The organism is Sphingobacteriaceae bacterium, from assembly GCA_016715905.1.
Classification (GTDB): Bacteria; Bacteroidota; Bacteroidia; order B-17B0; family Aurantibacillaceae; genus Aurantibacillus.
This window is the reverse complement of record JADJXI010000005.1, coordinates 554,955-568,149: the sequence shown is the minus strand read 5'-3', so window position 1 is coordinate 568,149 and position 13,195 is coordinate 554,955. Positions and strand designations below refer to the sequence as shown.

Sequence of the window (13,195 nt, the reverse complement as noted above, 5' to 3'; positions counted from 1 at the left end):
TTCTTCTTAGCAACCTTCTTCTTTGGAGCTGATTTTTTCTTGGCTGTTGTTTTCTTTTTAGCCGATTTTTTCTTTGCACTTTTTTTCTTAGGTGCTGCCTTTTTCTTTACGACTTTTTTCTTTGTCGCTTTTTTTGCTGACTTTTTTGCCATTTGATTTAAGTTTTAATGATAGTTTTTTTTCGAAGAACTTACAGTATTTTTTAAGCTCGCATAAATCGCATTTTGGTTTTCTCGCCAAACAAATATATCTGCCGTGCAAGATGAGCCAATGATGCGCTTTAGGAATCAATGATTCTGGTATAAATGTAATTAATTGTTTTTCACATTGCAAAGGATTTTTAGCATTAAGCGTTAAGCCTAATCTGGCACTTACCCTAAACACGTGGGTGTCTACCGCCATAGCCGGATGGTCATATAAAACCGACATGATCACATTAGCCGTTTTACGTCCAACGCCCGGTAATTTTAGTAAATCTTCCATTGTTTCAGGCACTTGCCCATTGAATTCCTCCATCAATATTTTTGACATTCCTGCTAAATGGGTTGCCTTATTATTCGGGTAACTTATATTTTTAATGTATTCAAAAATCTGATCTTTACCTGCAATGGCCATAATCTCAGCGTTTGGAAAAGCAGAAAACAAGGCCGGAGTTGTTAAATTTACCCGCTTATCGGTACACTGAGCGCTTAGTATCACCGAAACCAATAGCTCAAAAGGTGAGTTATACTTCAATTCAGTTTCAGCTCCAGGTGCATTTTTCTCAAAATAAGCTAATACCCCTTTATATCTTTCGGCTCTATTCATAGCCTAAAATTAGTTTTTTTATAGTCTCCATTATCATAGTATGCTTAAATTTACAACATGCGTATTTGGTTTATAATTTCAAGCCTTTTTATTTTTAGTTATTGCTCTGAAAATAATTCTAAAACGGGTAAAAAAATTAATTATAACGAACAAGCTTTAAAAAATCAATTTGTAGAAGCCAATAAATTAGTGGTACAAAAGGAAAATGATGAAATGGATTATTACGCCAAATCTCATAAAATGGATTTTGTAAAAACCACTTCCGGTATACGCTATTATGTTTATAATCCTTCACCAAAAGGCGATAGTATAAAAAATAACACTACGGTTAGTATTAGTTTTACTTTAAGTTTGCTGAATGGTACCACGTGTTATAGTTCTGACGAAGAAGGAAAAAAAACTATACGAGTAGGACAGGAAAATGTGGAAAGCGGATTGCATAAAGCCCTAACCTTTTTAAAAACCGGTGATCAGGCTTTAATTCTCATCCCTTCGCACCTTGCGCATGGGTTAATGGGAGATATGAAAAAAATTCCACCACAAATGCCCATTGTGTATGATATTCAAATTGATTAATAAACCCGCATTGCAATATTTATTATGCGTTTTTGTAATCATTACATTAACACATTGTAATTCTAAAAAGAATAGTACAGAGTATAGTTATCATGCAGCCGGTTATTATTGGAAACTAATCAGCTTTACGGAAGATTCTAATGCTTATGAAAAAGGGCAATACGCCCATGTGAATGCGGTTTTTTATACGCAAACCGATTCAGTTTTTTATGATAGCGTGCACGACCTGAGAGATCGTTTATTTATTCGCATTGATTCGTTGAAATCTATACATGCATTTCATCATGCAATTAGTAAATGTAACAACGGCGACAGTATTATTATTCTCATCCCAACCAAAAAATTTTTTAATGAACAATTTGGCCAACCCGTACCCTTTTTTAGTGAACGCGACAGTGTAATAAAAATACGAGCGCGAATTAAAGAAATATTAAATCAAGAGGCCTATGCCTTAGCTTTGCAAAAAATCTACTCAGACGAACACAAAGAAATATTACAATATTTCGGTACTAAAGAGGAAATGATAAATGCCAAAGATTCTATTGGAATTTATTGGGTATCAAAAACAGATTTGGCCGCTTCAGACCCTGTACGTTATGGTGATATTATTGAAATACAATATGAGGGCTCGTTTTTGGATGGAAGAATAATAGATTATTCACCAAACAATTTCACCTTAAAATACGGCACCCCCGACCAATTAGTAAAAGGTTTAAATTATGTTATTGGTAAGCTAAAAATAGGTGAAGAATCAAAAATAATCTTACCTTCGCAACTCGCATTTGGTGAAAGTGGAAGCAGCAACGGAAGCATACCTCCTTTTACACCTTTGCATTATAAAATCAGATTAATAAATAAAAAATGAAAAAAATCTATTCCATTCTGGCTGTTACATCAGCTTTAAGTTTAATCTTTTCAGGTTGCACTAATAGTTCCGATTCACAATTTGAAGGATATACAAGAGCTGAAAATGGTTTATTGTATAAATACTTTAATCACACAGAAGGTGAAAATCCGCAAATTGGAGATAATCTTTCTTTGAATTATCAATTCAGATTAATTAGCAATGATTCTGTATTAATGGAATCAAAAAACGGCACCCAAAACGGTTCAGCTTTTGCTGAGATCAACCTTCAGCGTTCAACTTTTGTAGGTAGTTTGGAAGATGGTTTGCTTATGTTATGCAAGGGAGATAGCGCATCATTTATTGTACCTGCAGATTCTTTTTTTAGAAAAACAATGGGTATGGGTGAATTGCCAAATTTTGTTAAGGCCGGTGATTTCATAAAAGCGAATATGAAAGTTGGAGAAATTATTCCGCAAAAGATGATGGAAGAACGTCGCCAAAAACAAATGGCCGAACGCGAAGCCAAAATGAAGGAAATGTCGGCTTTAGAACAACCTGCCCTTGATAAATACCTGGCAGATAATAAAATTACCACCAAGGCCAATGAAAGCGGATTAATTTTTGTTTCGCAAAAGAAAGGTTCGGGAGCAAATGCAAAAGCCGGCGACATGGTTGAAGTAAATTACACCGGAACATTATTAGACGGAACAGTTTTTGATACGAGTATAGAATCAACTGCCAAAGCAAACAATCTTTATAACCCTCAAAGACCCTATGAACCGATTAAATTTCAATTGGGAGTTGGACAAGTAATTCCGGGATGGGATGAAGGTATTGCCTTATTAAACAAGGGCGCAAAAGCAAAGTTTATTATTCCTTCAAAAATAGGATATGGTGAAAATGCAGCCGGCACTATACCTCCTTTTTCAACTCTTGTTTTTGAAGTTGAATTGGTGAATTTTAGCGCAGGACCACCTCCGCAACCACAAGGAGGACAAGCCCCAACCGGACATGAAGGACACAAACATTAAAAATTTGGCAAAGTATTTGTAACCACTAAATAAAAACAATTATGAAGAAGCTTATTTTACTGGTAACTGCAATTTCGGCACTTGGATTAACTGCCGTTGCTCAAAAAAATAAAAAACAAAAATTAAACAAAATGGATCAGGAATTCTTAAGTAAACAAACTGATGGTATTTATGCCAAATTTGAAACCAATAAAGGAGATATATATACTTTGTTGGAGTATAAAAAAACACCAATGACAGTAGCTAACTTTGTTGGCTTGGCAGAAGGTAAAATTAAAAACTCAGCCAAAGGAGAAGGAGTTGCTTACTATGATGGTTTAAAATTTCACCGGGTTATTCCTAACTTTATGATTCAGGGTGGCTGTCCATTAGGAACCGGAACCGGTGACCCGGGATATAAATTTCCTGACGAGATTGATGAAACCTTAAAACATACCGGACCAGGAATTTTAAGTATGGCAAACGCAGGACCAGGCACTAACGGTTCGCAATTTTTTATCACACACGTAGAAACCCCATGGCTTGACGGAAAGCATACTGTATTTGGACATGTTGTTCAAGGACAAGATATAGTAAATGCCATAGTAGGAAACGATAGCATTAAAAAACTTGTTATTTTAAGAAAAGGAAAAGAGGCAGAAACCTTTGATGCTGCAGCAGTATTTGCTAAAGAACAAGCGGATTTACCTGCTAAAATTGCCGCTAAGGAAAAAGCTGAGGCAGAAGCAATGAAAAAAGCTAGCGAAGAAGCAATGAAAAAATTTGCTAATGGAAAAGCTACTGATTCAGGACTAAAATATATTATTGAAAAAGAAGGAACCGGAAATTCACCTAAAGACACTAGCAATGTAACCGTTCACTATACCGGGTTATTTGTAGATGGTAAAGTATTTGACAGCAGCGTACAAAGAAATCAGCCTGCCACTTTCAGATTGAATCAGGTAATCAAAGGTTGGACAGAAGGCTTGCAGTTAATGAAAGAAGGAGCTAAATACACCTTTTATATTCCATACACTTTAGCATACGGGGAACAAGGTTATCCCGGAGCTATACCTCCTAAAAGTGATTTGATTTTTGAAGTTGAATTATTAAAAGTAAATTAATTTAAAAAAAAGCGTCTGATAAATCAGACGCTTTTTTTTTGAATGTTTATTCGTCAAAACCTACAGCTATGATTTGGATTTTTCTTTCCCGGGCAGCAAAAGGAGAATAAACCGAATTTCTTTTATCCTTTAAGTCATCACTCACCCTACTTGCGGCAAGCTCTCCGATATCCACATCTTCAAAAACTATCTTTCCCCTCCCCTCTTCCTGATTATCAATATAAGTTTTAAACCAACCATTTTCATATTCTATAAAATAATTACGTAAACTACTAATTCTTCGTTTTGCCAAATTAACATTGTAATCGGTACTTGCTAACGGACTGCAATAGCCCTTCATAGTTATTTTTACGGTTTGCCCTTTTAATAAAACCTGTTTCGTGAGCTCAGCAAACTTTTTTAAATCTTCCATACCTGCATCCACGCTGTCGGTGAAAAAATCATTTACCCTATCCAAGCAATCTTCCTTATCAACCCCTATTTGTCCGTAGGAATATTCTTTCAAATATTGTGGCAACAATACTTTATACTCATTATAGGTAGATTCATAATTTTTAGTTGTACTGGTAAGTTTGGTTTTTGGATTAGGCTCATCATTATGAAAATACAAAGTAAGAGGTACCAGCAATTTCATTTTTTCGCGTGTAATCTTGGTAGAATCAATTGGCTTTGGCGGCTCAGTTAAGGGTTCAATATTAAAACGATAAATATCATTACAGCAATTTAATTTATTCTCAAAAAACGAACCTACTCTGTTGCTGGAAACATAGGCTCGATTTCTCGCTTTATTAACTGAATAATAAATATCATTATAACTGCTGTTGATTGGATAACCCAAATTTTCAGGCTCACCAAAAATGGTATCGTTGTATAAACTTTTAAAAATATCAAATCCTCCTAATCCTTTGTGATAAGTACTGCTGAAGTACAAGGTTTTTCGTTCTTCCACAAACCACGGGGTTATTTCATCATCCGGTGTGTTTATTAAGGTACCGCAATTTACCGGCGTTGAAAAAAGACCATCCGGGTTTTTTATCGCATACCAAATATCCAGCCCTCCTTGGCCACCGGGTCTATTACTCGAGAAAAACAACACGGTTTTTCCATTTAGTTTTCCGTAACAAGGTTGTGTTGTACTTGCATTGTTTAAATTAACAGGGGCTTTCATTTTTTCAAGAGCATTCCATTTACCATTTTCATTGGCAGAAGAAAATAATTCGCAAGTGTATTCACTACCATTCTTTGCTACACAACGAGAAACAATCATTTCAGTATAATCCTGGTTAAATGCTGTGTTCGCGTTATGTGCGAGCGTGGCGTTAATATTGGTATCGAGTGTTTTTACCCTTTGCCATTTTTCATTTTTCATTTCTGAAAAATAAATTTTATTATAGTTTATTTCATTCACATCTTTTTTGGATGAATTCCTAAGCGAAGAGAAATACAAAGTGCTGTCCATTTCAAACGCCGCATATTCACTCACTTTGCTATTGATTGCCGTATCCAAATGCTCAATTTTTGGAAGCACCGGATTTTTCATCCAGATTTGAGCTAAATCGCAGGCCTCAACCTCGAGTTTTGCTTTTTTCACATAATAATCATAATTACCTTTTTTCTTTTTGAATTTTATTTTAGAAAATTTCACAAACCACTTTTTAGCTTCCTTGTAATTTCCCTGATATTTATATAAGTGTCCAATCCAATAATAGGCTAAGGGTAATTTTTTATCGTCGTCAAATAAAACAACTTTTTTATACAAACGTAAAGCCAAATCCAAATCAAAATTCAAACGACTAACCTCGGCGTAATTGTATTTAACCGTTAATTCACTACTATCTCTATTAAATAATCGACTATAATGTTGGGCAGCAGCATACCAATCTTTTTCACGCATAGCATCTTCTGCGCGCCGTTTTATAACTGCATTAGATTGTGCCTGCAGGAAATAAATCTGTGAAGCCCATATTAAACCGTATAAAAAAAATTTCAAAATACTCATGTTACATAAAAACCGGACATACTCTTTTTTTCACGGTGTAAGTTTTTTCCTTTTTAAAAACATAAATAACAAAAAGTTCAAATGCACCACGGCGGTTTGTGGCCGGTGTAAAATTACTTACATTAATATCATAGGCTATGCCACTTTGTAACATTTTGTCATGATAACCCAATCGTAAGATCACGGCATCGCGGGCTCTTAAACTTAATCCACCCAGTATCGCTTTATTATTATCCCTATTGAAATAATACTTAACAGAGCTGTGCGGCATAATTTCCAGGTATTTACCTTGTCCGTTAATCATTGCATCTACAATTAAATCAACTTTCAAATTCAATATAACAGAATATTTAATGTAATTTATTGTTTTAAAATCGAGCCTACTCAATTGATTTCCCTGATACGTAATCACCGGATTATTTAAATGCATCAAACCTGTACCTATAGTAAAAAAATGTTTGTATTTATGGCGATACTGAACTGCTGCACCCAAATTAATGTCGCCGTAATTATAATTGGTTAAATTAAACCGCTCACCCGTGGGAGCACTGCTGGCGTATTGCGTGCCGTCGAATTGATTATCAAATGTCATTTTATCATAATCAAATCCTACTCGGCAAAAACCTAAATTAGCTCCCATACTCATAAATAGCGAACTGTCTTTTCGTAAGGCGTGAATATAACTTCCACTGGCGTAAATTTGCGTAGTTCCATATCGTGCATCACCGGCCACATCATTATTAAACGTTAAGCCAACGCCAACCATATCCTTTTCCAAACGTGCAGGTTTAAGTAGAGCTTCACCGCTCATGCTTAATGTTGAATAAGGAACCGGAACGCTTTGCCATTGGCTACGATAAATGGCTGACGCCCTGAAATCACCATTAAACATGCCGGTGAATGCCGGTGTGATATTTAATAATGAACCGTCGAATTGAGAAAAATGGATATCCTGCGAAAAGGTGACTTCACTTAAAAATAAAAAACTAAAAACTAAATATTTTGCGCTTTTCCCTATAAAAATATGTTTAAAGATACAAATTAAAGCACTTAATAACAAAGCTTTGCCAACAATACAGAATTGCTAAATTTGCATAGAAATTTTTAAATATGGCTACAGATAATTATAACGGACATGACTATTACTTAATGGATGAATTGTTAAGTGATGAACATAAACTAATACGTGAAACAGCGCGCGCCTGGGTAAAAAAAGAAGTAAGTCCTATTGTGGAAGAAGCATGTCAGAATGCTAAATTTCCGAAACAATGGATAAAAGGATTAGCTGAAATTGGAGCATTTGGACCCTATATCCCTGCAGAGTATGGAGGACCCGGTTTAGATCAGATTTCTTATGGAATTATCATGCAAGAGTTGGAAAGAGGTGATAGCGGTTTGCGATCTACTGCATCGGTGCAAAGCTCATTGGTTATGTTTCCGATTTTTACCTACGGAAGCGAAGAACAAAAGAAAAAATACCTTCCTAAATTAGCCACCGGCGAATTAATGGGTTGCTTTGGACTAACCGAACCGGATTATGGTTCAAATCCAAGCGGAATGATTACTAATATTAAAGATAAAGGCGACCACTATTTATTAAACGGGGCAAAAATGTGGATAAGCAATTCACCCTTTGCAGATATTGCAGTTGTTTGGGCCAAAGATGATACCGGAGAAATTAGAGGATTAGTTGTAGAAAGAGGAATGCCCGGATTTACTACCCCAGAAACACATGGTAAGTGGAGTTTGAGAGCCAGTGCAACCGGTGAATTAGTTTTTGACAATGTAAAAGTTCCTAAAGAAAATATTTTTCCGAATATCAAAGGATTAAAAGGTCCGTTGGGTTGCTTAAACAGCGCACGATTTGGAATAGCCTGGGGTGCGATTGGGGCGGCATTAGATTGCTACGACAGTGCATTGCGTTATAGTAAAGAAAGAATTCAATTTGGAAAACCCATTGGTGCCTTTCAGCTCACGCAAAAAAAATTAGCGGAGATGATCACTGAAATTACTAAAGCGCAATTATTAACCTGGCGTTTAGGCGTGCTTAAAAATGAACACCGGGCCACACCTTCTCAAATTAGTATGGCTAAACGAAATAATGTGCACATGGCAATAAATATTGCCCGTGAGGCCCGACAAATTCATGGAGGAATGGGCATAACCGGAGAATATCCGATTATGCGACATATGATGAATTTAGAAAGTGTGATTACTTATGAAGGAACCCACGATATTCATTTACTGATTACCGGAATGGATGTAACCGGATTCAACGCATTTAGCTAATTGAACTTTTATTAGAAAAAGAGTCCTTGGTTTAAAAATCAAGGATTCTTTTTTGTGTAGTCACTCAATTCCTTTTTATTGCTTCCAAAGCTCAATTGATCATGAGTTTTATAGAAATTCTTTCTATCAATTGTTTTATGCCAGGCAAACTTGGCAAAATCAACCTTGGCATCATCAAATGAAAAAACTTTCATAGCGGTACAAACTTGTGAAGTTGAAAAATTTTCTTCGGCAAAAACCATTTTGGCTTTATCCAAACGCTCTCTATCAAAATGTTCTCTTTTTACGGCATTTAATCGCTCATTAAAATCGGCCGCATCCATTGCAGTAACAATTACAGCAGGAGGAGGGATTACAGATGGTGTAGAGGCAACCGTGTTGGTGGCCGGAATCAGCGTTGTTGTGGTAATATTAGGTTGAACTGGAATATTATTGGTATTATTAGGTGTTACCGTTGCGTTAGAAATTGTTACACCACCCGTTTCCGGCTCAAGTGATAACAAGGATTTACTTTCTAATAACAAAGAGTAATTACCATAAGCATCGGCATTAATTACGTATTTGCTGACATATTTTGGCTCACTGGTTAAATTGAAATTTAAAATATTTCCTGATCCGCTTTGTAGTAATTTAATTCGATAGTTTTTTTCATCTAAATAATTAAACGCAATTTTTGAATCGTAATTATTACTAACCCGCACACCATTGATGGATACAATAAATGGAGGATAAGACGCGCTGGCATTACGCACAACAACCCGCCCAAAATCTTGAGCACTTAAGTTAAAGCCTAACAGTATAAAGGCCAGTTTAAATAGATTATTTTTCATAGTTTTCATTTTTAGTTGACTGTTTTATTACAAGCCCCGTGCCTGTTTTTCTTAAAAAAGTTTAAAATCTAATACCCGTTATGCAAATATCATCAATTTGTTCCAATTCTCCTTGCCAGTTTTTAATCTCTGTTGCTAGTAGTTCTTTTTGAATTGGTAAAGTTTCTTTATGAATTGAAATTAGCTTATCCTTCAATCGTTTACTCGAATATTTTTTACCCTTTGGCCCACCAAACTGATCATGATAACCATCCGTATACAAATAAATCATGTCTTCATTTTTATAATTAAATGTTACATCTTCAAAAGCTTTTTTACTTGAACTCACTCCACCTATTGAATTTCGATTACTTTTTATTTCTACATACTCATTATCTTGTATATAGGCTACAGGCCTTTTGGCGCTATTAATTACAATTTCCTTACTTTTTTTATTCACCTTAATTACAGTACAGTCCATTCCATCCTGAACATTATGATATCTGGAATGATCCTGCTTTAGCGTGAGATTTAATAATCTATCAATTTCGTTCAGTATTGCTGAAGGTTGATATATTTTATTATCAATAACAGTTTGATTCAAAAGATTGCTGGCGATTACGGTCATAAATGCACCCGGAACTCCATGACCTGTACAATCGGCATTTACATATAAATAACTAAATTCATCAATTTCGTAGAACCAATAAAAATCTCCGCTCACAATCGCCTTAGGTTTATATAAAATAAAAAACAAAGGAACACTACGCTGAATGGTTTCTTCATTTGGCAAAACCGCCGTTTGTATTTTATACGCATAATGAATGCTATCCATTACATCTTTATTCGCAATTTCCAAAGCTTTGCTTTTTTCTTCCAAATCAGATTTTGCAACATTAATTTCCTTTAAAAATTGTTCTGAACCCTTTTGAAACATGATGATAATTAGTGCGATAAAAAGTATAGCCAAAACGTAACCTATAAAATAATACGTATTTTCTATTTTCGCAGTATCTGCTCTAAAATCTCTCCAATGCAAAACATCGGCGATATAGTAAAAACTCAATGTCATCGCAACAACAACTGCCCATGCGATTCCACTTTTTTTTCCCGCAACCAAAAATACCCAAGAGCAAATAACTATGCCCCAAATATTATCCGCTGAATATAAACCACCCGCATATTGGTAGGTTCCGAAATTACTTACCCAACCCAAAAAAGTTAACACATTAACTATTAAAATCCGAAAGCCATATTTTCGATATACAAACAATAAAACAATTGTAATTACACAAAAAAATAAGTTGCCAATAAGCGCTTCATTTAATCCTCCTACTTTAGAATTACCAACAATAAAATAGTAAGGAAGGGCGCTTAACGCCATTACAAAAAAGACAAGTGTAGAATAAACAAAATACCTGCCTTTTAAATAGGTATCCCGTTCATCTTTATCCTTCGAATAAATTAATTTATCAACTTGTTTAGATAAACTCATTAGATAGTAAATATAAGTTTTTTAAAAGACTATTTATTTTTTCTTAATCACAAATTCTTATATTTATATCCCACAATCATGTACATATTATGAATACACTTACTAATTATGCCTGCGGGCAATGGGTTGCCGGAAGCGGAAAAAATCAAGAATTATTTAATGCTATTACCGGAGAAGTTATTGCGGTTACCAATAGCGGAGGTTTGGATTTTGCACAAATGTGTGATTACGCCAGAAAAGTAGGTGGACCCAAACTTCGCAAACTTACCTTTCAGGAAAGAGGCATGATGTTAAAGGCATTAGCAACTCATTTACTAAGTAAAAAAGATGTGTTTTATAAATTGAGTTGGGCCACCGGAGCCACTAAAATTGACAGTTGGGTGGACATTGAAGGGGGAATTGGCAATTTGTTCTCATACGCTTCTTTGCGAAGACAGTTTCCTAATGAAACATTTTGTTACGATGGTGATTTAGCTCGTTTAAGTAAAAACAACACTTTTGTGGGTCATCATATTTGTGTTCCAAAAGAAGGAGTTGCTATACACATAAACGCTTTCAATTTTCCGGTTTGGGGTATGCTTGAAAAAGTGGCGGTTAATTGGCTGGCTGGCGTGCCGGCCATTGTGAAACCGGCCACTTTAACGTCTTTCTTAACGGAAGCCGTGGTAAAAGAAATAATTGCAAGTGGAATTTTACCTGAAGGAGCGTTACAATTGATTTGCGGAAGTGCTAACGGAATACTGGATCACGTTATGAATCAGGATATAGTAACTTTTACCGGATCTGCAAGCACAGGAAAATTACTAAAATCTCATCCTAAAATTCTGGAAGAATCCGTTCCTTTTAATATGGAAGCCGATTCACTTAATTGTTGTGTTTTAGGTGAGGATGTTACAACCGATATGCCTGAGTTTGAAATTTTCATTAAAGAAGTTACTCGTGAAATTACAACCAAAGCCGGTCAAAAATGTACTGCAGTTAGACGCATCATTGTTCCGGAAAAAATGATAGAAGACGTACAAATTGCACTTGGGAAAAAATTAATGCAAACCGTAATTGGCGATCCTAATGTGGAAGGTGTTCGGATGGGCTCATTGGCCGGAAAAGCGCAATTGATTGAAGTAAAAGAAAAAGTTGAACTGTTAAGTAAGTCTCAAAAAATAATTATTGGTGATTTTGAAAAATTTGAAGTGAAAGGGGCCGATAAATTAAAAGGTGCTTTTATGCCTCCGATTATTTTCTTAAATGAATCTCCGTTTAAAAATACCGATTGTCATAACATTGAAGCCTTTGGTCCCGTAAGCACATTAATGCCATACAAAACAACAGAGGAAGCTATTGAATTAAGTAAATTAGGTAAAGGTTCATTGGTCACATCTATTGTAACCGGAAGCGATAAAATTGCCAAGCAATATGTGATTGGTGCAGCTTGTATGCATGGAAGAATTTTAATTTTGAATAACGAATGTGCTAAAGAAAGTACCGGACATGGAAGCCCAATGCCTATGTTAGTGCATGGTGGCCCGGGTAGAGCCGGTGGCGGAGAAGAAATGGGCGGAAAAAGAGGTGTGTTTCATTACTTGCAACGTACAGCAATACAGGGCTCCCCTACTACCATCACCAACGTATTAAACAATTTTCAATACGGCGCAAAACATCTTATAAAAAAAGTTCATCCATTCAGACAATATTTTGAAGATTTAGAAATTAGTGAAACCTTAATTACAGAAACGCATACCGTAACGGAAGATGATATTATTAATTTTTCAGAATTAAGCGGAGATAAGTTTTATGCGCATTTACAACCTGAGGCATTAGAAGGTACCATTTTTAAACGCACTGTTGCTCATGGTTACTTTATTCTTTCCAGAGCAGCCGGCTTGTTTGTGGATCCTCCTAAAGGTCCGGTTTTATTAAATTACGGCATTGATGAATGCCGGTTCACCAAACCTATTTATCCGGGTATGACCATTGGAGTAAGATTCACCTGTAAAGAAAAAATAGAAAATGACAAACCTTTAACGGCTGCAAACGGTGAAGAGGTTAAAGTAGGTATCGTAAAATGGATGGTGGATATTTATGATGCCAGTAGCAATGAAGTAAGAGCACAGTTAGGTGTTGAAGGTGAAACCGGAGAAACAGTGGGCATTGCAACCATATTGACCATGGTCAAAAAGAAAAAACAATAATGTTTTTAACTGCTTCAATTAGGCACAAATTCTAATTGAATGCTTGTAAG

Annotated in this window: 11 protein-coding genes; 6 read left to right on the top strand and 5 right to left on the bottom strand. The window is 35.6% G+C overall.

Annotated features, from left to right (window positions below):
• Positions 1–87: 87 nt before the first annotated feature.
• Positions 88–807 carry an endonuclease III gene (nth, locus tag IPM51_10205; protein MBK9284672.1) on the bottom strand — a complete coding sequence of 240 codons (720 nt, stop codon included), beginning with the start codon at positions 805–807 and terminating at the stop codon, positions 88–90.
• A gap of 57 nt (positions 808–864) precedes the next feature.
• On the opposite strand from nth, the gene IPM51_10200 reads away from it, so the two are divergent.
• The 4 genes from IPM51_10200 (at position 865) to IPM51_10185 (ending at position 4,364) form a co-directional block, all read left to right on the top strand.
• Positions 865–1,383, top strand: coding sequence for an FKBP-type peptidyl-prolyl cis-trans isomerase (locus tag IPM51_10200; GenBank protein ID MBK9284671.1), 519 nt, complete (start codon positions 865–867; stop codon positions 1,381–1,383).
• On the top strand, positions 1,364–2,248 hold the full coding sequence (locus tag IPM51_10195; protein ID MBK9284670.1) for an FKBP-type peptidyl-prolyl cis-trans isomerase: 885 nt from the start codon (positions 1,364–1,366) through the stop codon (positions 2,246–2,248). Before IPM51_10200 ends, IPM51_10195 begins: the two co-directional genes overlap by 20 nt.
• Positions 2,245–3,261, top strand: a complete 1,017-nt coding sequence (locus IPM51_10190; GenBank protein MBK9284669.1) for an FKBP-type peptidyl-prolyl cis-trans isomerase — start codon at positions 2,245–2,247, stop codon at positions 3,259–3,261. Before IPM51_10195 ends, IPM51_10190 begins: the two co-directional genes overlap by 4 nt.
• A gap of 131 nt (positions 3,262–3,392) precedes the next feature.
• Positions 3,393–4,364, top strand: a complete 972-nt coding sequence (locus IPM51_10185) for a peptidylprolyl isomerase (GenBank protein ID MBK9284668.1) — start codon at positions 3,393–3,395, stop codon at positions 4,362–4,364.
• A 46-nt stretch (positions 4,365–4,410) separates the two neighbouring features.
• Here IPM51_10185 and IPM51_10180 read toward each other — a convergent pair whose 3' ends face one another.
• Entirely contained in the window at positions 4,411–6,354 is a 1,944-nt protein-coding gene (locus IPM51_10180) for a hypothetical protein (protein MBK9284667.1), read from the bottom strand.
• A gap of 10 nt (positions 6,355–6,364) precedes the next feature.
• Positions 6,365–7,423, bottom strand: coding sequence for a PorP/SprF family type IX secretion system membrane protein (locus tag IPM51_10175; protein MBK9284666.1), 1,059 nt, complete (start codon positions 7,421–7,423; stop codon positions 6,365–6,367).
• Positions 7,424–7,473: 50 nt separating this feature from the next.
• Here IPM51_10175 and IPM51_10170 point away from each other — a divergent pair, with 50 nt between their 5' ends.
• The gene (locus IPM51_10170; protein MBK9284665.1) at positions 7,474–8,652 is read left to right on the top strand and encodes an acyl-CoA dehydrogenase family protein; all 1,179 of its coding nucleotides are present in this window, start codon (positions 7,474–7,476) and stop codon (positions 8,650–8,652) included.
• A 38-nt stretch (positions 8,653–8,690) separates the two neighbouring features.
• Here the strand turns inward: IPM51_10170 and IPM51_10165 are convergent, their stop codons facing one another.
• Complete coding sequence (locus IPM51_10165; protein ID MBK9284664.1) at positions 8,691–9,482, bottom strand: DUF4476 domain-containing protein; 792 nt, start codon at positions 9,480–9,482, stop codon at positions 8,691–8,693.
• A 61-nt stretch (positions 9,483–9,543) separates the two neighbouring features.
• Positions 9,544–10,956 (bottom strand): SpoIIE family protein phosphatase, encoded by a 1,413-nt coding sequence (locus tag IPM51_10160; GenBank protein ID MBK9284663.1) that lies wholly within the window; start codon positions 10,954–10,956, stop codon positions 9,544–9,546.
• Between the two features lie 89 nt (positions 10,957–11,045).
• Between IPM51_10160 and paaZ the strand changes: the two genes are divergently transcribed.
• Entirely contained in the window at positions 11,046–13,145 is a 2,100-nt protein-coding gene (gene paaZ / locus IPM51_10155; protein MBK9284662.1) for a phenylacetic acid degradation bifunctional protein PaaZ, read from the top strand.
• Positions 13,146–13,195 lie beyond the last annotated feature (50 nt).